General features: G+C 35.4%; 21 protein-coding genes. 9 read left to right on the forward strand and 12 right to left on the reverse strand.

What is annotated here, in order from left to right:
- Nucleotides 1–36: 36 nt before the first annotated feature.
- Both D1094_RS05190 and D1094_RS05195 read right to left on the reverse strand, forming a co-directional pair.
- Nucleotides 37–525: a DUF2919 family protein gene (locus D1094_RS05190; RefSeq protein WP_118959017.1), complete on the reverse strand. Its 489-nt coding sequence runs from the start codon at nt 523–525 to the stop codon at nt 37–39.
- The gene (locus D1094_RS05195) at nt 526–1,257 is read right to left on the reverse strand and encodes a DUF599 domain-containing protein (RefSeq protein WP_118959018.1); all 732 of its coding nucleotides are present in this window, start codon (nt 1,255–1,257) and stop codon (nt 526–528) included.
- 214 nt (nt 1,258–1,471) lie between these two features.
- Between D1094_RS05195 and D1094_RS05200 the strand changes: the two genes are divergently transcribed.
- From D1094_RS05200 to D1094_RS05225, 6 genes are all read left to right on the forward strand, one after another.
- A complete protein-coding gene (locus D1094_RS05200) occupies nt 1,472–3,853 on the forward strand; it encodes a carbohydrate binding family 9 domain-containing protein (protein WP_118959019.1) in 2,382 nt (793 codons plus the stop codon).
- A gap of 121 nt (nt 3,854–3,974) precedes the next feature.
- Nucleotides 3,975–6,353: a carbohydrate binding family 9 domain-containing protein gene (locus D1094_RS05205; protein WP_118959020.1), complete on the forward strand. Its 2,379-nt coding sequence runs from the start codon at nt 3,975–3,977 to the stop codon at nt 6,351–6,353.
- Between the two features lie 52 nt (nt 6,354–6,405).
- Nucleotides 6,406–6,846 (forward strand): META domain-containing protein, encoded by a 441-nt coding sequence (locus D1094_RS05210; protein ID WP_118959021.1) that lies wholly within the window; start codon nt 6,406–6,408, stop codon nt 6,844–6,846.
- Between the two features lie 418 nt (nt 6,847–7,264).
- On the forward strand, nt 7,265–8,260 hold the full coding sequence (gene cysK / locus D1094_RS05215) for a cysteine synthase A (protein ID WP_118959022.1): 996 nt from the start codon (nt 7,265–7,267) through the stop codon (nt 8,258–8,260).
- A gap of 161 nt (nt 8,261–8,421) precedes the next feature.
- Nucleotides 8,422–8,853 carry a hypothetical protein gene (locus tag D1094_RS05220; RefSeq protein WP_118959023.1) on the forward strand — a complete coding sequence of 144 codons (432 nt, stop codon included), beginning with the start codon at nt 8,422–8,424 and terminating at the stop codon, nt 8,851–8,853.
- Between the two features lie 42 nt (nt 8,854–8,895).
- Nucleotides 8,896–9,102, forward strand: coding sequence for a DUF1653 domain-containing protein (locus tag D1094_RS05225; RefSeq protein ID WP_118959024.1), 207 nt, complete (start codon nt 8,896–8,898; stop codon nt 9,100–9,102).
- Between the two features lie 27 nt (nt 9,103–9,129).
- Here the strand turns inward: D1094_RS05225 and D1094_RS05230 are convergent, their stop codons facing one another.
- Nucleotides 9,130–9,399, reverse strand: coding sequence for an acylphosphatase (locus D1094_RS05230; RefSeq protein ID WP_118959025.1), 270 nt, complete (start codon nt 9,397–9,399; stop codon nt 9,130–9,132).
- A 129-nt stretch (nt 9,400–9,528) separates the two neighbouring features.
- Here D1094_RS05230 and D1094_RS05235 point away from each other — a divergent pair, with 129 nt between their 5' ends.
- Nucleotides 9,529–10,719 carry a class I SAM-dependent methyltransferase gene (locus D1094_RS05235; protein WP_118959026.1) on the forward strand — a complete coding sequence of 397 codons (1,191 nt, stop codon included), beginning with the start codon at nt 9,529–9,531 and terminating at the stop codon, nt 10,717–10,719.
- A 97-nt stretch (nt 10,720–10,816) separates the two neighbouring features.
- On the opposite strand, the gene D1094_RS05240 is transcribed toward D1094_RS05235, so the two are convergent.
- From D1094_RS05240 to D1094_RS05260, 5 genes are all read right to left on the reverse strand, one after another.
- Complete coding sequence (locus tag D1094_RS05240) at nt 10,817–14,965, reverse strand: thrombospondin type 3 repeat-containing protein (RefSeq protein ID WP_118959027.1); 4,149 nt, start codon at nt 14,963–14,965, stop codon at nt 10,817–10,819.
- A 136-nt stretch (nt 14,966–15,101) separates the two neighbouring features.
- Nucleotides 15,102–15,683 carry a hypothetical protein gene (locus tag D1094_RS05245; RefSeq protein WP_118959028.1) on the reverse strand — a complete coding sequence of 194 codons (582 nt, stop codon included), beginning with the start codon at nt 15,681–15,683 and terminating at the stop codon, nt 15,102–15,104.
- Nucleotides 15,684–16,041: 358 nt separating this feature from the next.
- On the reverse strand, nt 16,042–16,263 hold the full coding sequence (locus D1094_RS05250) for a TIGR02922 family protein (RefSeq protein ID WP_118959029.1): 222 nt from the start codon (nt 16,261–16,263) through the stop codon (nt 16,042–16,044).
- Nucleotides 16,264–16,366: 103 nt separating this feature from the next.
- The gene (gene ggt, locus D1094_RS05255) at nt 16,367–18,163 is read right to left on the reverse strand and encodes a gamma-glutamyltransferase (protein ID WP_118959030.1); all 1,797 of its coding nucleotides are present in this window, start codon (nt 18,161–18,163) and stop codon (nt 16,367–16,369) included.
- A 21-nt stretch (nt 18,164–18,184) separates the two neighbouring features.
- Nucleotides 18,185–18,826: a tRNA-uridine aminocarboxypropyltransferase gene (locus tag D1094_RS05260; RefSeq protein WP_118959124.1), complete on the reverse strand. Its 642-nt coding sequence runs from the start codon at nt 18,824–18,826 to the stop codon at nt 18,185–18,187.
- A 76-nt stretch (nt 18,827–18,902) separates the two neighbouring features.
- Between D1094_RS05260 and rrtA the strand changes: the two genes are divergently transcribed.
- The gene (gene rrtA / locus D1094_RS05265; protein ID WP_182440097.1) at nt 18,903–19,505 is read left to right on the forward strand and encodes a rhombosortase; all 603 of its coding nucleotides are present in this window, start codon (nt 18,903–18,905) and stop codon (nt 19,503–19,505) included.
- A gap of 67 nt (nt 19,506–19,572) precedes the next feature.
- Here rrtA and D1094_RS05270 read toward each other — a convergent pair whose 3' ends face one another.
- Nucleotides 19,573–22,086, reverse strand: coding sequence for a prolyl oligopeptidase family serine peptidase (locus tag D1094_RS05270; RefSeq protein WP_118959032.1), 2,514 nt, complete (start codon nt 22,084–22,086; stop codon nt 19,573–19,575).
- 152 nt (nt 22,087–22,238) lie between these two features.
- Here D1094_RS05270 and D1094_RS05275 point away from each other — a divergent pair, with 152 nt between their 5' ends.
- The gene (locus D1094_RS05275) at nt 22,239–22,769 is read left to right on the forward strand and encodes a YchJ family protein (protein ID WP_118959033.1); all 531 of its coding nucleotides are present in this window, start codon (nt 22,239–22,241) and stop codon (nt 22,767–22,769) included.
- 71 nt (nt 22,770–22,840) lie between these two features.
- On the opposite strand, the gene D1094_RS05280 is transcribed toward D1094_RS05275, so the two are convergent.
- From D1094_RS05280 to D1094_RS05290, 3 genes are all read right to left on the reverse strand, one after another.
- Entirely contained in the window at nt 22,841–23,446 is a 606-nt protein-coding gene (locus D1094_RS05280) for a VC2046/SO_2500 family protein (protein WP_118959034.1), read from the reverse strand.
- A gap of 111 nt (nt 23,447–23,557) precedes the next feature.
- Entirely contained in the window at nt 23,558–24,835 is a 1,278-nt protein-coding gene (locus tag D1094_RS05285; protein WP_259337824.1) for an ATP-binding protein, read from the reverse strand.
- Nucleotides 24,836–24,845: 10 nt separating this feature from the next.
- Entirely contained in the window at nt 24,846–25,562 is a 717-nt protein-coding gene (locus tag D1094_RS05290) for a response regulator (protein ID WP_118959036.1), read from the reverse strand.
- Nucleotides 25,563–25,807: the final 245 nt, after the last annotated feature.

Consider the following 25,807-nt stretch of genomic DNA (forward strand, 5'->3'; position numbering starts at 1 on the left):
AATTGTGCACTAATTTACCTTTTTATCTATCAGCTGTTATTTTTCTGGGAGTGGTTCAGGGAACTCTCTCAAGTTTATGTTCATTCTATCACTGTTGTAACACAGTAAAATAAGGAATATTACTATTGCCCCCTGCACTGTAAGCCATAAGGGTGAAAATAATTGCCATTGAAAATAACCAACAAGGTTAATTAAATAATCAAACAACAGCGCAATTATTAAAATACTACGACAATGTGGCCAAATAGTTTTTATCCATTGTGGTGCATTAGGTCGACGTAAACTGAGTATTAGTACCACAAATAAGCCTATTAAACCTGAAAAAAGGCTTAAAAAGAATAAACTCTGCTCAGGATATAACCATTGTATAATGCCCACCCTATCACGCATGTTTGTTACCGACATCAGCCAAACAAGATAACCACGTAAGATATAAATTAATACCACATAGACTCTAATAGATACCTTTAAACAGTCAAACTTGTCAAAATCGTGTACAGAATAATGTTTATATTCTTGGGACAATTAATTCACCTTACTCTCATCTAGCTTTGTTCTTTCTTCATGAAGTATTTTTTGTCCGATAGTGATTGAACGAACGGCTTTAGAGTTAAACTCTCGACTATAAAGAGTATAAACTACCCAGAGACTCATACCTGCTAATAATAGCGGATGAAAAAACCAACACATAGCTGCCAGTGCAAAGTAATAGGAACGCAAGCCATAATTATACGAATGCGCGGCTTGATCTTGTACTACAGCCATTTGCAAAGCATAAGCCTTAAGATTGTCATTACCGCCAGACAAATCAATCGGTAACGCTCCCACCATGACATTTAAAAAACCATACTGCCTCATTGACCAAGTAAACTGGAAAAATGACAAAGCAAAAATGAATACGAGTAAGGCGAGTTTAATTTGAATAACTATTTGCGAAACTGAGTTAGTAAATGGAAAAGAAGCAATTACATTCGCTAACGTATCAATTTTAGCAAACAACGTAAATAAACCAGCTAAAATCAATAAAGTACTCGATGCAAAAAAAGCAATATTTCGCTCAAGGTTTGCTAACAAGGCAGCCTCACCAACGCGAATATCTTTTTTAATAACCTCATACATCCAATGAATACGATGCTGGTGTAAAGATCTTGCTATACAGTCCGTTGTTTTTGCTTTCTTTTTTGCAAAGGCAGTATAGCCAAACCACGATATTAGAAAAACCAATATCCCAATAAAATCTAGTAAGGTAAAAGGCATGGTAAGTACCATATAAAATTAACATTTAGTTGGTTAGCAATAATATATTGTTAGTAATTTTACACAAGCATAAAACACTTATCTTATTATTCATGCGCATTATCGTGTTTGCTTTGACATAACTCTCATTATTGAACAACATAGCTTCAATCATTTTTGTACAAAATACATTTAGTTTAATCTATATAATTAAATTGGAGCTTTGGCGTTTTATATGAGTAAACATGCTGTTTTATTTGCTTTTTTAATTTTATTTCATCATTCTAGCTACGCTTACCAAGCCACTATTTCTAATAAAAACTTTAATATTCCTACCGTCAAAGGTGAGATAACTATCGACGCCAAACTTGATGAGCCACAATGGCAAATGGCACAACGAGTAGATATTAATATAGTCACTAGACCTTTTGATAACACACCAAGCCCTATCGGTACTGAAGCTTTACTCATGGAAGATGGTGGAACCTTTTATATTGCCTTTGTTGCTAAAGATCCTGACCCCAAAAAAATCAGAGCCTTTTTAAAAGACCGAGACCGTGCTTGGGGTAACGATCTTGTTGGAATCAAAATTGATACCTACAACGAACAACGCAGTGCTTATCGATTTATGGTTAACCCGCTGGGCGTACAAATTGATGGTATTGAAAATGAGGTTACCAATAGTGAAAGCGACGCTTGGGATGGTATTTGGCATAGCGCAGGTGAAATAAACGAACAAGGCTATATTGTTGAAATGGCTTTGCCTTTACGTATGTTAAATTTCAATGAAAAACTTGAACGACAAACCTGGGGGATTGAGCTTGTACGTTTTTACCCTCGAGAACAAAATCTTAGAATATCTAATATTAAATTACTACGTGGCAATAAATGTGAAATATGCCAATTAGCAAAGGCAACTGGCTTTCAAGAAGCTAAACAGGGTAATAATTTAATGATCACACCATCACTCGTGGCAAGTAGTGATGAAACTATTAATGAAGATGACGACACATTATGGGATAAAGACAATAATGTTGAAGCCAGTTTAGACTTACGTTGGGGGATTACACCTGATATTTTACTTAATGCAACTCTCAATCCTGACTTTTCTACAGTAGAAAGCGATAATGCTCGCTTGAATATCAATAATAACTTCGCCTTGTTCAATGAAGAAAAGCGTCCTTTTTTCTTAGATAATGCTGATTACTTTGATTCAAATTATAATTTGGTTTACACACGAAATATTAATGCGCCTAATTATGGTGGAAAACTGACCGGAAGACACAACAAACACTCTTTTGGTGTATTTGTTACTGATGACAGTTCAACAAACATTCTTATCCCAGGTAACCGCTCATCATCTATTGCAACAATTGAAGACGAATCTCAAGCCACTGCTTTTCGATACCAGAACAATTATAACGATAAAATCACCTTAGGCTGGATAAGCACCTTAAGAACAGCCCAAGATTATAAAAATATTGTAAATGGTGTTGATGGTAGAGTGAGATTTAATGATGAAGATGTCGCTAAATTTCAATTCGTGCAATCTAATACAGAATATCCAGATGACTTTTATCAACAGTTTTGTGATGTAGATAATCAAGAAGAGTGCCAACCCCCAAGCGAAAATAATAATTGTGACCTCTATGGTTGTGATTACAATGAAAGCGCCTTGAGAACACTTGAAAATGATAATTTCAAAGGGCACGCTTATAAATTAAGCTATGAACATACCGACAGTGCTTGGCATTACTTTGCCAAATATAACGAACAAAGCTCAGGATTTCGTGGGGATTTAGGCTTTATATCAAGGGTTGATTTCAATAAGTTTGTCACGGGTGGACAACGACGTTGGTATGCTCCCAACAACACTTGGTGGAATGATATTTCAATATACTCTGACTGGGATATAAGTCATAACGATAATGGCGAATTAATTGAAAAAGAATTCGATATAAACACTCAGTTAAGAGCTAAGTATGAATCTTATATTAAGCTGTCATACACTGACAGAGAACAAGTGGGTAGTCGTAAAGATAAGAGTAGCTTAGCTATTACAGGGAATACTGACTTATTTAATGAAAAGCAATGGGCACTTTTCAGCGAAATTAAACCGATACTAGGCTTATACGTAAATTTTCATGTTTCTGGTGGAGACGCTATAGATTATCGCAATAATCGTTTAGGAGAAAAACAACAATTAAGCTCTAAAATCAGTTGGAATATAAACAAACATTTAGAAATGAAATTAAAACAAACTTATCGAAGCTTAGATGCTAAAAACAGACAAAACATTAATGATAATGTGTTTATTGCTCGCTTAACTGACTTTAGAGCCACTTATCAGTTTAATGTGATGAGTTTTCTTAGGTTCAGTTTTATTTATAATAATACTCATAGAAACCCAGATAATTATTTGTATACAGACCCTGATGATATCACCGCACGCAGCAAAAGCTTATCAAGTGAAGTATTATATGCCTATAAAATTAACCCTCAAACCGTATTCTATTTAGGGTATTCATCTCATCATGGTACTGAAGAAGATTTTAACCAATTAGAAAGAGACACTCACAGAGGCTTTCTTAAATTCAGCTACGCTTGGATTAAATAATGCACAAGATAGCCAGTAAAATATAAAGTAAATATTGTGTTAATAGCATAAACTTGTACAATCTATTTATTCATTAGCTTTTATAAGCTGTTAAAAACAATAATAAATTTATGGATAATTTATGCAAAAGCTTAGTCGTTCCAGCTTTACACTAATCACTGGCCTATTAATTAGTTCTGTTGCGTTTGCCAATAACAAAACCGCAGAGCTAACCGTTAAACTTCCTAACCCAGCTTCGGTTGAAAACAAAAACTTATCTATTCCGTATCAGGATAAATCCATTACTATTGATGGTGATTTATCAGATGAAATGTGGCAAAAAGCCCTTTCAGTTCCATTAGATATTGTTAATAGTCCATGGGATAACTTACCTTCTCCAATAAAAACTACCGCAAAAATCATAGAAAATGGCAAATATATATACGTAGCCTTTATCGCTGATGATCCAGACCCCAAAAAAATTCAAGGTTTTTTAGGTGATCGAGATACAAAATGGTTTGATGATATTGTGGGTATAAAGTTAGATCCTCATAATAACAGACGGTTAAATTATGAGTTTTTTGTCAACCCTTTTGGTGTTCAAAATGACGCTATTTTTAATGAAATTACAGGCGAAGCTAACGATTTATGGGACGGTATCTGGTATTCATATGGAAAAATAACCGATCAAGGTTACCAAGTTGAAATGGCTATTCCTTACAGCATTTTAAATTTTGAAGAAACCGAACAAGAAAAAAAATGGGCGATAGAGCTCGTGAGAAGTTACCCTAGAGAAACACGATTAAGAATCTCTCATGTCCCATTAGACAGAAATAACCCTTGCTGGTTATGTCAATACCCTGAAGCTGTTGGTTTTAAACAAGCAAAAACAGGCAAAAATTTACGAATCACCCCTGCTGTAACAGCAAATAGTGAACAAAGTAAAAACATCTATGATCCTCAAAGTCACTGGGAAAAAGATAACGATATTGAAGCGGGTATAGATTTACGTTGGGGCATTGATGCTAATACCTCCCTAAACGCAACACTAAACCCTGATTTCTCAACTGTTGAAGCAGATGCAGGTCAATTAAGTGTAAATACTACCTTTTCATTATTTTATGATGAGAAACGAGCGTTTTTCTTAGATAACAGTGATTATTTTAAATCAAATTACGATCTGGTTTATACAAGAAACATTGCCGATCCTGATTACGGTGCAAAGTTAACTGGGCGTTCAAATGAGCATAGCTATGGTGTTTTTTTAACGAATGATACTGAAACAAACTTTGTAATGCCTGGCAATCTCAGTGCTAATATTGCTTCACTTTCACAAAAAAGCCACTCAAGTGCTCTACGTTATCGCTATGATCATGATGACAATTTATCTGTTGGCGTTATTTCGACTTTAAGAAAATCTGATAATTACCATAATTACTTAACGGGTGTTGATGGTAAATACCGCATCAATAATTCAAACTGGTTTAGGGCACAAGTACTTAGCTCACAAACACAATACCCTGATGATCTTGCAAGTAGCTTTTGTGATGATGATTTATCCACATGTACCTATGCAGAACAAGCACTTAGAAGTAAACATGACGATGAATTTTCTGACCAAGCGATTAAACTCGATTTTAATCACGATTCTGAATATTGGTTAGCCCATATAGGTCATGAAAATATCGGTGAAGACTTTCGCGCCGACTTAGGATACATGACCAAAGTGGATATGCATAAAAACCAAGCAAGTATCGGTCGCCGATTCTATTCAGAACAAGGTAGCTTATGGCAAGAAGCCAAGTTATCTGGTCGTTGGTACAATATTGAAAATGAAAACAATGAATTTATTGAACGATACCTTAGTACCAACTTTGAGATTGATGGGCCTAAACAGCTTTATACTGATATTCGCTTAAGCCATGCTGAAAAAGTAGGTTTAAGGCACGATAAAACAAGCTTAGCAATTGATGGGAATACCAACCAATTTACTGAAAACCAAGTAAATATCTATGTAAAAGCAAGACCACATCCTCGATTTTACCTGAGTGTTGATATGACAGTCGGTGATAAAATTGATTACTACAATGATCGTTTAGGTGAGCTACAAGAGTTTTCAACTAACCTAACATGGAATGCGACGAATCACTTGGAAGTTGATATCACCCACACTATCAGTAATTTAGATGCTAACAACCTAGTACCTGAACTCGGTGACAATGTTTATACCGCAAACTTAACAGACCTTCGAATTTCATATCAATTCGATGTAAGAAGTTATTTAAAACTTAGCTTAGTTTATACCGATATAGCTAGAAACAAATTCAATAACCCAGAAATAAACGTTTCTCAAAAGAGTAAAAACTTATCAAGCCAATTAATCTATGCTTATAAACTGAATCCACAAACGGTATTTTTCTTAGGTTATTCTGATAATAGCTACCAAGATGATTATTTAAATGATTTAGAGCGCGAAGAAAGAACATTTTTTACTAAACTAAGTTATTCATGGATGCCATAAAAGCTAAAATTTAGTTAGCTTATAAGCTTAACATCGTTAATTGGAGACTAAAATGAAACAACACTTATCGTTAATAACAATAATAGTTACTTCATCATTGTTGGTGGCTTGCGTTTCTAATCAGCATCAATCCTTACCTTCTGTATCAAATGAGCAAGTATTGTTAGGCCAATGGCAAGTAATACAGTTAAACGATATCGGCGTTTTAGCGCAACACTCAGCTTCGTTGATATTCACTGATAAAAACAAGTTAACTGGCACAACAGGATGTAATAACTTTCATACAAATTACACCACCAATAAAGAAGCGTTATCATTTTCGATGCTGGCGACTACAAGAAAAATGTGTCATGAAAAACTGATGAAGCAGGAAAGTCTCTTTTTGCAGAACTTAGGCGCAGTTAATAGCTACCAAATAAAAGATCAGCAATTGCTTTTATTAAACAACACGGGATCGACTATATTTACTGCACAAAAAGTCTACATTAAATAAATCGAGTTGTGGTTAAATAAACCCAAAGTATTCATTGTCATCGTTTACGGCTTATCATTTCTAATTAAATGTTAAGTATGAGTAGAGCTTATCTTTAAGAATGTAATTTTAGGCTCTTTCCTAACATGCCAATGTTCGCCCAAATGTTATTGTAATGAATGTACAAGCAATCGCTATAAATTCAACTTGAAAGATATCACCTGCCCTTGCTTCATTATCGAAAGCTGATGAAGCCTGCTATATTTCTCATCAAATCAACAAGTAAAAATTGATCGTTTTAACAATAGACAACAGATATATTAGATAAAGAGCTGAATATTCCATTTTGCTATATAAGTTATAACAAAATATCACTTCTTTTTTTGTCATAACTAGCTAACCTTACCCTATTAATAAAAGTAATCCATAGGATTTATATATGTCTACAATATTTCAAGATAATTCTACTTCTATTGGTAATACACCATTAGTTAAGTTAAACCGTGTCATTAATAGTGAAAACAGCGATGGTCAACCAAGTGCTACTGTTTACGCCAAAGTTGAAGCAAGAAACCCTAGCTTTAGTGTGAAGTGTCGTATTGGCGCAAGCATGGTTTGGGATGCTGAAGAAAAAGGTTTACTAGGTCAAGGAAAAGAAATCATTGAACCAACCAGTGGTAACACAGGTATTGCTTTAGCATTTGTTGCTGCTGCTAGAGGTTACGCTATTACATTAACAATGCCTAATACAATGAGTTTAGAGCGTCGTAAATTATTAACCGCTTTAGGTGCTAAAGTTGAATTAACTGACGGCGCAAAAGGCATGAATGGTGCGATTGCTCGTGCTAAAGAAATTGAAGCATCGAACCCAGACAAATATGTCTTGTTAGGCCAGTTTGATAACCCTGCAAACCCAAAAATTCATGAAGAAACAACAGGGCCAGAAATCTGGCGTGATACCGAAGGTAATGTTGATATTTTTGTAGCGGGTGTTGGTACAGGTGGTACGTTAACGGGTACAAGTCGTTATATTAAACTTACTCAAGGTAAAGCTATTACAACTGTTGCGGTTGAACCAACAGATTCACAAGTGATAAGCCAAGCGTTAGCGGGCGAAGAATTAAAACCAGGCCCACACAAAATTCAAGGTATTGGTGCTGGATTCATCCCGGGTAACCTTGATCTTGAAATGGTCAATGCTGTTGAAGCTGTTTCTAATGATGAAGCTATGAATATGGCGCACAGATTAATGAAAGAAGAAGGTATTCTCGCGGGAATCTCATCTGGGGCAGCGGTAGTAGCCGCTAAACGATTAGCTGAAAAACCTGAAAACCAAGGTAAAAATATTGTAGTTATCTTACCTAGTTCTGCAGAGCGTTATTTATCTAGCCCTCTTTTTGCAGAAAGCTTTTCTGAGAAAGAATTAGTACAATAGTTTTCATAACAACATTTAAAAAGGCACTTAATTGTGCCTTTTTTATCTTTATTTATTAATATAAAATTTTAGTTAATAAAATAAGGGTAAAACACTTTCCGTTTCAATACTTTCTACGCTAATATGTTTTCATTGCGTTTAATATACGAAAGAATAGAAACATGATGAAGCGTAGATACTTAATTCTCCTTTTAGTTTTAGCATTAACAGGTTGTTTTGAAGAAAAAGATGAAATAACCGAAGTTGATAACCCTGAAAATGTTGGCGTCGCTTTTTTTGAAGCCCTTTATAACGAAAGAAATGTAAAAAAAGCCGCTAAAGTGTGCTCTCCAAAATTAGCAAAACTTGTCTTACATTATCAAACCCCGCAAGCAGTCGCGCGTCATCTATTTAATTTATCTTACGATAAGGTTGATATAAAGCCTGACGATAGTGGAGTTAAGTTGCGTGAACAGTTTAAAGGCTCGGCTGTTATAACATTCTATTTTGATGGGTATTATCAAGACGATAGAATAAAAAACGTCAAAAGATTATCATTTGTTCAAATTGGCGGTGAATGGTACGTTGATAAGATATTAAAAGACCCATTTTAAATAGTCGTCTTCAAAGACATTAACACTAACTATAGAGTAATTATGTTAAAAACTGGCACATACCAACACTTCAAAGGTAATTTATATCAAGTCTTACATCTTGCTAGGCATAGTGAAACAGAAGAGTATTTAGTCGTGTACCATCCAAAGGAAAGCCCTGAAGATATATGGGTTAGACCATTGAGTATGTTCGATGAAGTAATTTCTAGAGATGGCCAAACCTTCAAGCGTTTTACTTTTGTAAAATAATAGCTTTTCAAAAAGTTAGCACGTGTACTAACCTATAGAGAAAAAAGAATGTTCTTGCCAAGGTATTTTTTTATGTTGAACAGAAGATACCTCTGCTTGCTCTGGCCCATGAGATAGCCAATCAAGCATTTCATCTATTTTAGCTTGCTCACCACAAATCAACACTTCGACATCGCCATCAGCTAAGTTTCTAGCGTATCCGCTAAGACCATAATCTATCGCTTTTTGCTGGCTAGCAGCTCTAAAATAGACACCCTGAACTCTTCCAGAAATATGCGCAATGTAGCTTACGTTCATAAATAATCTCTAATCTTGCTCTGTTAAGTTATTATTATCGATTGCACCCTGTCGCTGCATTGACTAAAATCGGCACAAACTTCCTATTAGACAGTAATAAAAACTGTCATCAACCATAAGTATAGACCTATGTCATCAAGAATTTATTTAAATGTTGGTCGAGAAAAATCATTAGTTAGAAAACACCCTTGGGTTTTCTCAAAAGCGGTGAGCAAAATTAAAGGCAAACCCATGCTAGGAGAAACCGTCGACATCTATGATAGTAAAGGGAAGTGGCTAGCAAAAGGTGCATACTCTCCTGAATCTCAAATACGAATTAGAGTATGGAGTTTTGATGAAAACCAAGAAATTGATCGTCAATTTTTTCATAAAAAGTTACAAAATGCTCAAAATCGAAGAGACTGGTTCATCGAGCAAGGTAAGCTAACTGGTTATAGGCTTATTGCTGGAGAATCAGACGGTTTGCCCGGTATAACAATTGATAAATATGATAATTTTATCGTTTGTCAATTATTAAGTGCTGGTGCAGATTTTCATCGTTATACATTGGTGGATTGTTTAAAAGAGCTTTACCCTGACTGTCATATCTACGAACGCTCTGATGTTGATGTACGCAAAAAAGAAGGGTTAGAACCCGTTACGGGCTGGTTAACAACTCCGCAAGAATCAACCGAATGTATCATTGAAGAGCACGGCATTAAGATACATGTTGATATTGCTACAGGTCATAAAACAGGTTTTTATCTTGATCAAAGAGACTCTCGATTAGCTTCAGGTAAATTTGCAGAAGGTAAAAGTATTTTAAATTGCTTTTCATATACCTCAACCTTTTCACTCCATTGTGCAGCAAATGGCGCTAAATCCGTTACTAATGTTGATGTTTCGCAACCCGCTTTAGACATGGGTAAACGTAATTTAGCCTTAAATAACCTCCAAGATAAAGACGTTAGCTTTGTTAAAGAAGATGTTTTTAAACTGTTACGTCGTTATAGAGATGAAAAACAACAATTTGATATGATTATCTTAGATCCTCCAAAGTTTGTTGAATCTATGGCTCAACTTACTGGAGCATGTCGTGGGTATAAAGATATCAATATGCTCGCTATGCAGTTGTTAAAACCTAACGGTTTACTATTAACTTTTTCATGTTCTGGTTTAATGGATGCAAGTTTATTTCAAAAAGTTGTTGCTGATGCTGCATTAGATGCAAAAAGAAATGTTTATTTTGTTGAACGGTTGCAACAAGCTGCTGATCACCCTATTTCATCTAATTATCCTGAAGGATATTATTTGAAAGGGCTTGTTTGCCAAGTAGAATAAAACAAGCGCTATAATTAATTTTATAACTAAAAAGGTAAAAGTTAGCACTTTTACCTTTTTAGTTTTTAGTTTTTAGTATCAGACTATTAAACAAGCTCTATTTACGGTATTTTTTTCTCAATAATACATGACCTGCTAACCACAGAATAAATACCCACGATAAACTTCCACTACTAGATTTTTCTGGCGTGGTTTCTTTAGCAATGGTTGAGTTTGCAACTATCCCTATACCGCCAGGATCAACAACAACACCATTTGCTACGCCATCATTATCGTTAACACCACCATCTTCAATGAATAACCTAAGGCATAAGTGTCCAGCATTCAGTCCTGATTGATACAGTTCATGGTGAGGAGGAGGACATACACCATTAATGGTTTCACTGGAAGCGATGGTATTTTTACTGTCTTCTTTAAAGTCAGCCCAACCATTTGTTTGGTTAAATTTACGGTAAACGCCATACTCAGGAATTGCTTGCGCTAAAGGCAAAACAATATGTGCTGACGAGCCGAATGGTTGAATGTCGTGTATCTCAAAGTCGAAATAATACCCCTGATGGGTTAGATTATCTTGACTAATCAACCCTGTATTATCCAGTTCTAGCTGAGACAAGGCTAAACCATCTGACCGTTGTTGTTGAGCATATTTGCCTAACCTCAGTGATAAACCTGGCTCTGTTTCTGCTAACTTTACTACCGCAGAGTTAACATGTAGTGGTTGTAAATATGGACTTTTTGATGTGTCCATAAAAGCCGGTAATCCATCTAGATCATCGTCCGCAAAACCTTCAGTAATATCATTGACACCATCTCTGTCGATATCAGTTGTCGTCAATCTTGGCAGTGTTTCGAGCAAGCTTATCGCAAATGCTTTTGTTTGTGATAACGATTCATTACCACTGTTACTGCTTTCACCACTGTCAGTCACGGTAACGTTAAACTCAATGAGATTATTCGTTTCTTCAGGAACCGTTATCGTTGCTGGGTCAAAGAAAATTTGTTGTTGATTCGCACTAATTTGTCCATTTAAAAAATCAGGTAATTGCCAATCAATAACGTGAGTATCGTTTACATTAGAGTCTTCTATTGACAAATTAATGGCAACTTCACCCGCATCTTTAGCGATAGTGTTAACTGTTAGCCCCTGTTGCATTGCTGATAATGTCATATTAGGTGCAACATTTCCTTCTGTAATAACAATAACATGTTGAGCATGAACGCCTGAATTTACACCGTTTCCAAGTGTTAGTATTAATTGTTCATCATCTTCTGCTTGAAAGTCATCAGCTAATGTTACTTCAAGATAGCCTTGTGTGCCCCGCTCTATTGTTATTTTACTTTCAGTAATTTGATAATCCGCATCATCTGCATTTCCGCTAATAATAACGGGAATATCTAAAGGATAATTGGGTGACTCTCCAGAAAGGACTACTTTTACAATCGCCGTACCACCTTCAGCCACTGTTTGTTGTCCCGCAAAATTCACTAACGGATGTACATTTAGCACTTGCTCTGATGTCGCTATATTTCCAGCTTCATCAACAGCCCTCCAAGTTATTGGATAAAGTCCCGAATAAATATTTTTAGCGCCGGTTTCAAAACCTAAGGCAGTTAAATTACAACAGTTTTCGCCATCTTTACCATCAGCGACTGAAATATGCGTTTTATTTATCAATTCTGATAACTCAAGCATAGTGAAAGTATGATTAGCGTATAAATGAACTGCTTGTGGTGGCGCAATCACTGGTGGATAGTCATCTAATAACGGGTTAGTATTCGCTCTAGCTTCTTCTCCATTGGTAATACCGTCAAAGTCACTGTCATAGGTGGCATCAGCTTCTTCTAATGGATCAAAGTTGTACTGCAATTCAAAGGCATCACTCATGCCATCACCATCGTCATCTAAATCACTATTATTACCTGCGCCATCACCATCGGTATCAACTTGTTCGTTTGCATCTAACGGTAAGTCGTCATAAAAATCTAGTACACCATCACCATCATCATCAGTATCAAGAACATTGCCAATACCATCATTATCGGTGTCATCTACTTCATTTGGATCAAAAGGAAAAGCATCTAATGAATCTATACGCTGATCGTTATCATCATCACTGTCTTCATTATCGCCTAAGCCATCACCATCATTATCACTGACTTCATTTCTATTTAATGGAAATAAATCAAGTGCATCAATAACACCATCATTATCATCATCTTGGTCAGCAACATTGCCAATACCGTCATTATCGGTATCCAAATACTCTAAAGGATCATTTGGAAGTGCATCTTCACTGTCAATAAAACCATCATTATCATCGTCACTGTCTTCATTATTACCGATACCGTCACCATCACTGTCTAGTTGCTCATTGGCATTTAATCTAAAAGCATCTTGGCTATCTGGTGTACCATCGCCATCATCATCTGAATCTGAGTTATTTCCAATACCGTCTAAATCCGTATCAAACCATTCAAGCACGTTCGTTGGAAAAGCATCTTCAATATCAATAAAACCGTCATTATCGTCATCACTATCAGTATTGTTACCTAATGAATCACCATCTGAATCTAATTGTTCAGCACTATTTAATGGGAAAGCATCATAAATATCTAAAACGCCATCATTGTCATCATCATCATCTAAACTGTTAGCAATGGTATCGTTATCTGAATCGAGATAATCAGCTGGATCTAATGGAAAAGCATCATCTATATCGATAATGCCGTCATTGTCATCATCACTATCGCTATTATTACCTATACCGTCGCCATCGGTGTCTATAGTTTCATTAGGATTTAATGGGAAAGCATCAATATTATCTAGTACACCATCATTATCATCATCGGTATCCGTATTATTTCCAATACCATCGCCATCGGTATCTGTTGTTTCTGACATTTCATCTGGTTTAGCATCATCATCATTAATAATACCGTCACCATCTCTATCTGAATCAGAATTATCACCTATACCGTCACCATCAGAATCAATCGTTTCACTCCCATCAAGTGGAAATGCATCGATATCATCTGTAACGCCATCGCCATCATCATCTAAATCTGTATTATTGCCGATACCATCACCGTCAGTATCTACATACTCAGTGTTATCAAGTGGAGCAAAATCATTGGCATTAATAATGCCATCACCATCAATATCTGCATCACTATTATTGCCAATACCATCACCGTCTGTGTCTAACTGTTCAGCAGCGTTCAAAGGAAATATATCAGAAAGATCTGGGGTACCATCGCCATCAGCATCTAAATCTGGTCCATCACAAATTCCATCATTATCGGTATCTAATCGCTCTAATGGGTCAAGTGGACATCTATCTATATTGTCTTCAACACCGTCACCATCATCATCTATATCGGTATTATTACCGATACCATCTCCATCAGTATCAATTGACTCTGTAGGGTCAAGGGGGAGATCATCATTTAGATCATCAATACCATCTCCATCATCATCTGTATCGGCATTGTTTCCAATACCGTCTAAATCAGTGTCGTACCATTCAGAGCTATCATCTGGCCAAATATCATTAGCATTAATAATGCCATCACCATCTCGGTCAGAATCACTATTATCACCAACTCCGTCGCCATCACTGTCAACCGATTCCGTTGGGTTTAGTGGATAAGCATCGTCAATATCATCTACACCATCGCCATCATCATCGGTATCAGTGTTGTTGCCAATACCATCAAAATCTGTATCTACTGTCTCGGTAGCATCAAGAGGAAAGTCATCAAATACATCAAGTACACCATCATTATCATCATCGGTATCAGCATTATTACCAATACTGTCGTTATCTGTATCAATGGTTTCATTGGGGTCTAAGGGAAATACATCAATTAAATCAGGGGCTGAATCATTATCATCATTGGTATCTTCATTGTTACCTAACCCATCACCATCAGTATCTAACCATTCATGATGGTTTTGAGGAAAAGGATCGTGAAAGTCAATAACAATGTCACCATCATCATTATTATCTAAAGAATTAATTAAACCATCATCATCAATATCTGGGTCAGTGTTATTACCTATGCCATCACAATCAGTATCAATCCATTCAGCAGGATCTGCTGGGAATTGATCGATGTCGTCATTATAACCATCACCATCTGTATCGACTAAAGGGTCACCATTGGCATCACAACTGGCATAGGCAGGTAATGCCGTAACACTGATTATTAACGCTAATAATACTAAATACTTATAGCCACGCATTTTATAGTTCTCCTCAAGGTTATCGTTGAATAAACCTTGAATTTGAGCTTTAACTTTTTTTATTTTAACAAAGTAAACTTTTTTAATCTGTAACTACTTGGTAACAGTAGTTTGAAGCAATTTACATACATTACTGTTAATAACCATCTTGTTTACCAAAATTATAGTTAAAACCAATAAAGACTGAACTTATATCATCAAACTCTGAGTAACTAGGATAATGCTTAAACCCTAAAAACATTGTTGTACTTCTTGAAAGGCTTTTATGAATTGAAAATTTAAGGAAAGGATTAATATCGCCTTGTTCGGAAAAGTATTTTTCTTCTTGTAAATCAGGCCAAGTAAACTTATTTTCGGTAACAACAATACCGGTGCCAACCTGAAACTCAACCATTAAGCTATTAACAAATTTATTATAAGATTTTGGGTAATATCGATAACTCAGTCCAACATCAATTGTATCTAGAGAAAAATCTATATCATCATTATTCCAGGTAATATTTACCTCTTCTATTCGGTTATAACTTACTTGCCAATTAAAAGCTTGCTCATTAAAAAAATTATCACCTATTGCGACACTAAAACCATAACTACCACTTTGATCGACTTTATGTAATTCTGCAGAGGTTTCTACTGCACGACTTGTAAAAGGGAATATGAATGTATTTAAAGTAAGTAAACTTACTAAAATAGATTTGTTTATTATTTTGTTTTTCATTAGCTTTACCTCTGCCAGATTTTTGTCACCACATTTTCTTTTTAAAGCAATAATCGCACCAAATAATGAAATTGTATTTTGATTTAACGTAAAATGTTTAAATTTAATAAACTTAGTGAACTAGTTTTAAATAGCTTTCTAAAAGTTATAGTTTAACTCACTTAATTATGAGCAGACTTTCACCGCTATCATAGAGTTATTAAAAGGGAGTCAATAACAAAAACGAGAGTAACCAACGCGCAGATTCAAATGTGTAACTTTACCAATTAAATGCTCGCATTATTTATAATTTCAGTCACATGAAAAATAAACAAATGAAATATCATCTTTATCAATTTATTAATAGCGAGTGATAATGTTAAGAATCTATCTCAATAGAGATCACTCTATCACCCACTTTATTTAGGATGACAATTTCTCCTAAACAAACGGCAACAATAGATTTTCCCTCTTTAAACTCGTGCGGGATGATCACTCTACCAGAATCACTTTTAGGGTAAGTCTTAACTTCATGTTGTAATTCTATACAGTTTTCATTGTAATAAATAATTGTCACTGTCGTTTTTTCTAAGCTATCCATTGCATCCTCAAATAAAAAAATAAACCTGCAATTAAACTATTAACTTAAAATGACTATTTGTCTAATTATTAACTGTTTTAGATCTATTTTCACAATCATTGGTTCAATGAGCTAAGACTAAACCTTCACGTCTGGGATCTGCTCCACCTATTAATTGTTCTTTCTTAACTTCTATGGCTTGTAAGCCGCTATTTAATGAACGTACACTAATTTTATGACCTTTTGCTTCAAGCTTTTCTTTTAAGTCTACTATCTGAGTTCCCTGCTCTAACGTGGTTACACGGTTTCTATTGGTAACCTTAGGCAAATTAATGGCTTCTTGAACAGATAAATTCCAATCTAAAATACCAATAAGTGTTTGAGCTACATAATTAATAATACGACTACCGCCAGGCGAACCGATAACAAGTTTCAAGCTATTATCTTGATTAAAAACCATCATAGGGGCCATCGAACTACGGGGTCTTTTACCCGGCTCTACTCGGTTTGCTACGAGTTTACCATTGCGTTTAGGAGCTAATGAAAAATCAGTTAATTGATTATTTAAAATAAACCCTTCCACCATTAAGGCAGAGCCAAAGCCATTTTCAATACTCGATGTCATTGAGACGGCGTTTCCATCACGATCAACAACACTTAAATGACTAGTAGATGGCCTTTCAATCGCATTGTCACTTGCTTGTAATTGACTATTAAAGGGGGTACCTGCCATCGCTTTACCCATATCTTTATTAGGATCAATAAGCTTTGCTCTACTCAATAAATAGTTATTATCAAGCAAGCCTTTTACTGGCACAGAAACAAAGTCAGTATCTGCTACATATTTGTCCCTATCAGCAAAAGCTAAGCGAAAACTTTGCGTCAGTAGATGAACGGCTTCTAATGAGTTGGCATCATATTGTGACATATCATAGCTTTGTAATTGCGCCAAAATTTGAATAACACTTATTCCACCAGAACTTGGCGGTGCCATTCCACAAATTTTATATTGACGATATTTTCCGCAAACCGCCTCTCGTTGTTTTGCTTGATATTTCATCATATCTTCTAAAGAAAGCGTCCCCGGTGAAATGATTGAATTCTGCACTTTAGCAACAATTTTTTTCGCTAGCCAACCTCGATAAAACACCTCTATTCCTTCGTTAGCAATACTTTTTAACGACTTTGCTAACTTAGGGTTTTTTAAAATATCGCCTGCCTTTACCGACTCACCATGAGGAAAAAAGTACTGGTTTAATTCAGGTAAAGAATGAATACCAGGGTTATATCCTATCGCTAATAATTTTTCTAAACGAGCAGATACCACAAAGCCTTGTTCAGCAAGTTCAATTGCATCAATAAATAACGTTTTCCAAGGTAATTTGCCATACTTTTCATGTGCAAGTTTCATTGCAGCCAAGACCCCAGGAACACCAACAGACTTACCGCCAACGACTGCTTCAATCCAACGTAGTGGCTTACCGTTTTCAGCAACAAACAAATCACTGGTAGCTCGTTGTGGTGCTGTTTCTCTTCCATCGAATGTGGTTAGTTTTTGACTTTTATCATGCCAATGCAACAAAAAAGCTCCACCGCCAATGCCAGACGACTGCGGCTCGGTCAACGTTAGTACTAATTGCGCTGCAATCACGGCATCAATTGCACTACCACCTTTTTTAAGCATATTAAAACCAGCTTGAGAAGCATAAGGATTAGCGGTAGCAATCATATAATCATTACCAACAACGGTTTTTTTACTCGCATAACCGGTGGCGGCTTCAGGCTCTCTTACTTCTTGTTTAGGCTTTACATGGGCACTTAAACTAGGCTCCTGCGTATTATTAACATTCTGTTGAGCTAGAGCACTTTGATTAACAAATATCAAAGAAATTGCCGCAAAAATGCTGGTGGTTTTTAACATGAATCAATCCTAATTAAGGTATTATGGTTGGTGTGACTTGGGCACAAAAGATAACTGAAATTGGTTAAATTGATCAAATTTATTAAGTAACGTTTGATATTGACCTAAGTCTATTACTTTACTGGGGACATTGATTGTACAGTTATTTTGCTCAATTAACGCTAGAGCAAAGCAACAAGCTTCTAGACTAGACAATGCATTCTCTTTGGCGACACTTCTAATTAAATATTTTCCAGAAGATGCCAACTCTTGCGGAAGTTGAAAACGTGGTAAATTCTGTAAAAAAGTATTGAGTTGAAACATACGGTAAGCTTTTTTCCAAGTACCGTCGAGTATAATCATACATAAAGGTTTTTCGCTTATGTTCTGACTAGTAAAGCTTTGCTTAGTTAGTGTTTGTGCCTGTTCTTGAGGGTAAAGTAAAAAACAATGGTAATTGGCCAATACTGTTAACAACGATTCATTATGACAAAATTCTTCACCAACAATCGTTTGACAGTTTTTTAACGACTTTGATAATAAAGATACTGTGCCTTTAGTTTGTTTTACTTCACTTGGGTGTTGTAGTATCACTACGTGAACTGAATTGTCTAGCGGCGTTATAAACTGACATATGCAGGCTTTTTCTGGACGAGAACAGCTTTTACAAAGATTTCGAGACATAGAAAACAATAAAAGATTAAAAAAGTCATTGTATACTGTGTTGCCTTAATTCAAAAAATAAAATTACTCTTTAATAATGTTAACGTTTAAAAACCTCCCTTTCTTATTTAAACAATATGCCGTAGTACTGTTTATTGCTGTGCTTTCTATTCTCGCTTTTGTATTTGATAACTTGATAAGTGAAAACCTAATATACCATCGACAAGCCATTTTTTCTGGTGAGTATTGGCGCTTAATTACAGGCCACTTATTCCATACTAACGGTTTTCATTTATTACTCAATTTATCAGCGCTTTTCCTGCTATGGTTGATACATGGACATTTTTATAATTTAAGAAATTATCCTGCTCTACTATTATTTACCGCATTAGGTACTAGTATTGCGTTACTGCTGTTCTCTATAGATATTTCTCAATATGTTGGTTTATCTGGGGTATTACATGGTGTCTTTGTCTGGGGAGCAATGATGGATATACATAATAAAGAAAAGACAGGCTACCTGCTCTTTATCGGTGTATGGCTTAAAATAGCCCATGAGCAAATTTATGGTGCCAGTGAAGATGTCACTTCATTAATTAATGCAAATGTTGCTATTGATGCACATTTATGGGGGGCATTATTTGGTATGTTGTTCGCGTTTTTCTCACTTTATTTCTTTAATAGTAAAAAGACAACATAAAAGCGAGTGATAATAAATAAACCACTCGCTTTTAACAATCTATATTAAAAACGCTATCTCAATAACTTTATAGTGTTGTTTCAAACAATTTGTAGATTCTTCTGTATTCATCTAACCAAGAACTCGGTTGTACAAAACCATGCGGTTCAACAGGGTATATTGCTGTTTCAAAGTCTTGTTTCTCTAATTCAATGAGTCTTTGAACTAATCGAACACTGTCTTCAAAAAACACATTATCATCGACCATCGGTGCATTAATTAAGAGTGGTTTAGCTAACCCTTGGGCAAAATAAATAGGTGAGCTGCGCTCATAGGCAATAGCATCATCTTCAGGGGTATTTAAAATGTTAGATGTATAGCCATGGTTGTAGTAAGCCCAGTCAGAAACTAAGCGTAACGCGGCCCCTGACGCGAACAACTCTGGTTGAGTAAACATTGACATTAGAGTTAAAAAGCCACCGTACGATCCCCCATAGGTGCCTATTCTTTCTGGTGCAACATTTGCGTTTTCAATTAACCAATTAACGCCATCACTCATATCTTCCACTTCAACACTACCCATGTGACGATATATCGCTGTTCGCCAATCACGGCCATAGCCTTTAGATGCACGATAATCCATATCAATCACAACATAACCTTGTTGTACTAACATTGAATGAAACATAAACTCTCTGAAATAACCTGACCAACCTAAATGAGAGTTTTGTAAATAACCTGCTCCATGACTAAACATAACCGCTTTGTTTTTATTTTTCTTTAAGTCATAGTTTTCAGGTAAATAAACTCTCGAATAAATAGGCATATCTTGTTTACTTGAAGGAATAGCAACTACATTGGGTGCAACCCAAGGCATAGCTAAAAATTCATCTGAAACGGTATAAGTAATACGTTGCGCTTTATTACTTGAGTTCATATCAATAACGTAAAGCTCTGGCGGCATAGTGACTGTTGAGTGCTCAATGAGTAATTTAGATTCATCAGGACTTAACTGATAGTCATTCATGCCTCCTAAATTTGTTAACGTTGTTAGACGTTTAGTTAAATCAACTTGGTATATTTCATAAATGCCGGGGTGTTTTTTATTCGCTTTAAAAGTAAAGCGTTGTTTTAACTTAGAATAATGAACATTACTGACTTCAAAGCGACCTGAAGTCAATTGTTCTGTTTTTCCTGATAAACTTTTTACATATAACTGAGAATAACCAGACTGTTCAGAAAGAAAATATAAGTCGAACTTATCGTTATTTGTCATCCAGCCAAATTCATTGAAATTCCAGTTTATCCACGCATCATCATGAAGCTTATGTTGAGTAATTAGACGATTATCGGCGAAATCCACTGTGGTTAACCAACGTGTTTTGTTATCCCACGCTTCCAGCATTAATGCGACTTCGCTACCATCAGCAGACCATTTTACTGCATCACGCATTTGCAATAAGTGAATGTTTCTTGCTTCTGGTTTACTAGAATATGTGAGGCCTTTTTTCTGATGATTTTCACGCTTAACACTGGCTAAAACATCGGTATCATAATCAGGTAAGGTGTTGTATGAAAGTAGACTTTTTTGTCTAGTTTTCAGATCGATAATAAACAATTGCTCTTCATATTTTCTATTGTTAGCAACTCTTGCTCTCACTTTTTCAGCGGCAATATCCCCTGTTGGTGTGATGTAGTTTGGCATAATATCTGTTGCAGCACGGCTTGGCTTACTATCAGTGATACTCACAAATAATTTATCGCCACGGGGTGATAAGCTCGCATGTCTTATGCGCTTCTTCTTACCTAAGTAAAAGCTTGTATCTGATACCGTATCATTCTGTTCTATCAAACGTTGCTTTTGCTGTTCTCTTAGTTTGCTATTTCTGTGTTCTAATGCAATATATTCAATCAGTTTGTGCTGCTCTTTGCCAATATAGCTAGTCGGCTCTTTAATTGACGGTTTTTCATCTTTTAATACAAGATTAGCTAACTCAGTCACTAAACCATTGGTTAAGTTATGGCTAAAGAATCGGTCTCCTATACGGTATGCAACATCACCATTAAGTAAAAACATAGCAGCACTTGCGGTCGATGAAGTATTCGTTAACTGCTTGACTTGTTTAGTTGTAATGGTTTTTACAAAAACATTCCCTTTAAAGATATAAATCTCATGAGTTCCATCTTGATTAGTTTGCGCATATTTATCTTCAACCTGATGTAAATCAGATAATGCAACTAACGCGTTATCGGTATCCGTTTTCATCTTTGCATCATTTGACGATACGTCTACTTGGTATAAATCCCTTAGTGGGTTACCTAGTTGCTTTTGCTTATAAAAAACAGTGTGATTATCATCGCCCCAATACCAAGACTCAGGTGATCGTCCCATCCAATCAGGATCGGCCATTATACGCTCTAAGGTAATTTCATATTGTTTATTTAATTTTTGTTCAGTAAGTAATGATGCTTCTACTTGGGCTATTTCAGCACCGGTAGCTACCATGCTTTGGGTGCTAATTGCTTCATCATTATTTAACTGCGAAGTAGTACAAGCAGATAAGCTAACGCATAAAGCAAGAGAAAGAAGTTTTAATTTCATAATTAGAATACTTATCAATTAATGGGATGTATATTAGTTATCTTAGCCTAAAAGAAAAGACAATAAATGTATAAAAGAAAGCGACCAATGGCTTTTTATATAAGGTAAACTATAGCCTAACTAACAAGTTGATAAATAAACAGGCATTCTCTATGTTGTGTCCTTGTGGGTCTAAGCAATCTTATGTTAATTGTTGTGCCCAATATATTGAAAAATTTATTGAAAACAATAACCGCTTACCTGAATTACCAGAGCAGCTGATGCGTTCACGTTTTACCGCGTATGCACTAAATAATGCGCACTATATCTTTGCGACTTATGCAAAAGCATCACAATCTCAGCAAAGTATCGATGACATACAAGAATGGTCTTCACAATGTAAATGGTTAGAACTCATCATTCATAACACATCAAGTAGAGAGAGTGATGAAAGTGAATATCAATTTGTCGAATTTTCAGCCATTTTTATTCACGACAATTCAATCTGCGAAATGAGAGAGCATTCTCGCTTCAAAAGAGAGAAAAATAGTCATAATGAAATGGTATGGCGGTATCTCGATGGTAATATCTTAAAAAATGAAGCAGTTAAACACATCTCTCGAAATGAAACATGTCCTTGTCAAAACTACTTTAATAAACAAAGTAGAAAGGCAAAAAAGTATAAGCATTGTTGCGCGAGATAAACCAACTGATATCTAGTTAAGCCATAAAGCCTTAACTTTCATTAAGTGACAATTCATTAATTCAAGTAGTATTAAGCAACCAGTGGTGCTTTGATTATTGATGCTTCGATATTTTTTAACCACTCGTTCACTTGCATTGATAAAGGCTCTGCTAATGGCTTGGTTAATGAATCATTTCTTTCTGTGTCCCTTGGTTTATCGGCATTATTTTCTTCATGCTTTAATTGACAAGCGATACTAGTATTACTCATAACCTGAGTTGGCACATGTTTAACATTATCTCTAAAAGCAAGGGCGTTAGGCTTTAAAGCATTTAATAATCGAATAGTCACAATATCATCATCAACTATTGATTGACCTTGGTTGAAGTCTTTGATTTGTTCGAGGTTTTTTAATGCTAAAGGCTTTTCATCAGGTAACGAAAAATACTTACGTAATGATTCATTAGTAACGTTGGAGCCGTAGTTATTTGATGATTGAGGTAAGCTGAATTGACTATGCTCTCTAACATCTTCAGCTAACATTGAAAGCATTAATGAAAAATCAGCACGTCTTGCTTGGTGAATACTGTTACCAAGCTGTTCACCTAACTGTAACTCATGCAGCAAAAACTGATGTTTAAGCTCAGTCTGCTTTTGATTTACTTGTGATTCGGGTGAAAAACTATACTCAGACAAAAGGTGCTCTTATTTACAACTAGATGGTTATAAATAAGTTATCGACTTAGCGCGCAAAAGCATTAGCTTGTTTTAGAGATTTATTTATTAAAATAATGTTTTAACGAAAAATTACTTGATTGGCCAAGTTATTTTAAATGCAGCACCACCAAGTTCGCTATCACTGACACTTGCAAAGCCTTTATGCCACTCCATGATGCGAGCAACAATCGCTAAACCTAACCCAAAACCACCTGTTTCACGGTTTCTTGATTGATCACCGCGAGAGAATGCATCAAAGATAACACTTTTAAATTCATCAGAAACCCCTTCACCACCATCTTCCACACAAATGGTACACATGCCGCCCTGTGTTGATAAAGTAATTTTAACTTCACCATTGCCATATTTAATGGCATTACTAATGTAGTTATTTAATGCTCTATCAATAAAGTGACTATCACATAATGCATGTAAGCTTGGGGATTCATTGACAAAAGTTATAGTATTGGCAAATTGATCATGACTAGCGACTTGCGCTTCAATAAGTTCAGCTATATCAGTACCTACAATATTTAATTGCGGCTTGTCATTATCAAATGAAGCATACAGCAACATTTCATTAATAAGCTCTTCAAGCTCTCTAACATCGTTAGTTATTTGTTGTTGATATTTAGTACGTTTTTCATCATCTTTTACATTTTCAAGCATTTGCAAGGCAAATTTAGTTCTTGCAAGGGGAGTTCGTAATTCATGAGAAACAGCACTGGTTAACTCTTTATGAGCACCAATTAATCGTTTGATGCGCATCGCCATCATGTTAAATGATGAAATCATTGGAGCAATCATTGTAGATTTAGCGGCAGGAGCCGTGGTATTAAAATTACCTTGTCCGAAATCTTTAGTTGCTTTTTTAAGAAGCTCTAAATCTCGAGACATTGGCCATAACCAAATAAAAATAATGACGCCAAAAGTGGCAAGAATAAGCACTCGATATGTTGCTTTAACTCTAGGCCTTGTTGGCATATCTGCTGGGCCTAAAGTAATAACAAAGTCAGTACCTTCTATAAGGTAATCTAATACCACCATAGAATCATCGTAATAAATATGGGCGTTTTTATTAATTAATTGATGATGATTGGTATGATCGATTGCTTTGACTTGTGCTAAAGTCATTAATCTAAGTGGTAATTCATAACGCTGACCAGCATTATGAATTATTTCTTCCCATTCATCGACGGGGTGTTTTTTTACGTAATCTCCCAACGCAATAAGCATTGTTTTATAACCAGTATAAGATTCAACATCTTGCTCTAAATATGAATTCCACACTTCATCTAATGTCCATGAAAACACAATAAAAGTTGAAATAATAAAAAAATACAGATTAAAAAACGAACGCCCCAGCATTATTTATTTCCTATTCCCACGCATCTGGAACAAATAAATACCCTTGTCCCCATATTGTTTTAATTCTAAAGGGTGTTTCTGTACTATCTAATAATTTTTTACGAAGTCTAGAGATACGTACATCGACGCTTCTATCTAACCCGTCATATTCTCGCCCAATAACCGCTTTATAAATATAATCACGATTTTGAACTTCACCTGCTTTACTTGCCAATAACCATAACAAATCAAATTCTTGACTCGTTAAATCAATAATTTCTTCTTTTAAAGTAACCTTACGAGATGCTTTGTTTATATATAAACTACCGCAAGTAATCTCACCTTTTTCGTCGCTTTGATTAGGCAATTGACCTCGACGCAATAACGCATTAATTCTTGCTAATAACACTCTAGGTTCAACAGGCTTAATAACATAATCATCGGCGCCAATCTCTAACCCTAATACTTGATCAAAGTCAGTGCTTTTAGCGGTAAGCATTAACACAGGTCCATTAAACTCAGGTCTTAATTCCTTACATACAGCAAAGCCATCTTTTCCCGGTAACATAATATCTAACACGATAAGATCTGGATTAAATAATTTAACTCTTTTAGCGACAGTATCTCCACGAAATTCTTGTTTTACATGGAAACCTTCACTCGTTAGAAAATCAGTGACTAAATCTGATAATTGACGGTCGTCCTCAACCAGTAATATTTTTTTAACTGATGCATTATTTTCTGACATGTTACTTTCCTTATTAAAAGACCCGATAACTTAATAAACCATCATGCTGAAGCATATCATTTACTTTTGACAACTAGCTTAAACAACTTGCATCGGTTAAACAATAACTTCTACTAGCTGTTACGTTAAAATTACATTATTTAACAATTGCTTTGCTTAAATATTTATCTAGTTATCCATAATAATTAAATAAATGAAATGTTTTATAAAAAATACTTGCTTGAAAACACATAAGCCAGCAAGAT

This window comes from Colwellia sp. RSH04 (assembly GCF_003545765.1).
In the GTDB taxonomy this organism is placed as follows: Bacteria; Pseudomonadota; Gammaproteobacteria; order Enterobacterales; family Alteromonadaceae; genus Colwellia.

Bases quoted from the DNA above. Each gene is read 5' to 3' on its own strand.
- D1094_RS05275 (WP_118959033.1), top strand. From the start codon at position 22,239: ATGTTGTGTCCTTGTGGGTCTAAGCAATCTTATGTTAATTGTTGTGCC.
- D1094_RS05210 (WP_118959021.1), top strand. From the start codon at position 6,406: ATGAAACAACACTTATCGTTAATAACAATAATAGTTACTTCATCATTG.
- D1094_RS05200 (WP_118959019.1), top strand. From the start codon at position 1,472: ATGAGTAAACATGCTGTTTTATTTGCTTTTTTAATTTTATTTCATCAT.
- ggt (WP_118959030.1), bottom strand. From the start codon at position 18,163: ATGTTAAAAACCACCAGCATTTTTGCGGCAATTTCTTTGATATTTGTT.
- D1094_RS05240 (WP_118959027.1), bottom strand. From the start codon at position 14,965: ATGCGTGGCTATAAGTATTTAGTATTATTAGCGTTAATAATCAGTGTT.
- D1094_RS05225 (WP_118959024.1), top strand. From the start codon at position 8,896: ATGTTAAAAACTGGCACATACCAACACTTCAAAGGTAATTTATATCAA.
- D1094_RS05250 (WP_118959029.1), bottom strand. From the start codon at position 16,263: ATGGATAGCTTAGAAAAAACGACAGTGACAATTATTTATTACAATGAA.
- rrtA (WP_182440097.1), top strand. From the start codon at position 18,903: ATGTTAACGTTTAAAAACCTCCCTTTCTTATTTAAACAATATGCCGTA.
- D1094_RS05290 (WP_118959036.1), bottom strand. From the start codon at position 25,562: ATGTCAGAAAATAATGCATCAGTTAAAAAAATATTACTGGTTGAGGAC.
- D1094_RS05245 (WP_118959028.1), bottom strand. From the start codon at position 15,683: ATGAAAAACAAAATAATAAACAAATCTATTTTAGTAAGTTTACTTACT.
- cysK (WP_118959022.1), top strand. From the start codon at position 7,265: ATGTCTACAATATTTCAAGATAATTCTACTTCTATTGGTAATACACCA.
- D1094_RS05270 (WP_118959032.1), bottom strand. From the start codon at position 22,086: ATGAAATTAAAACTTCTTTCTCTTGCTTTATGCGTTAGCTTATCTGCT.
- D1094_RS05220 (WP_118959023.1), top strand. From the start codon at position 8,422: ATGATGAAGCGTAGATACTTAATTCTCCTTTTAGTTTTAGCATTAACA.
- D1094_RS05195 (WP_118959018.1), bottom strand. From the start codon at position 1,257: ATGCCTTTTACCTTACTAGATTTTATTGGGATATTGGTTTTTCTAATA.
- D1094_RS05285 (WP_259337824.1), bottom strand. From the start codon at position 24,835: ATGCTGGGGCGTTCGTTTTTTAATCTGTATTTTTTTATTATTTCAACT.
- D1094_RS05235 (WP_118959026.1), top strand. From the start codon at position 9,529: ATGTCATCAAGAATTTATTTAAATGTTGGTCGAGAAAAATCATTAGTT.
- D1094_RS05205 (WP_118959020.1), top strand. From the start codon at position 3,975: ATGCAAAAGCTTAGTCGTTCCAGCTTTACACTAATCACTGGCCTATTA.
- D1094_RS05230 (WP_118959025.1), bottom strand. From the start codon at position 9,399: ATGAACGTAAGCTACATTGCGCATATTTCTGGAAGAGTTCAGGGTGTC.
- D1094_RS05260 (WP_118959124.1), bottom strand. From the start codon at position 18,826: ATGTCTCGAAATCTTTGTAAAAGCTGTTCTCGTCCAGAAAAAGCCTGC.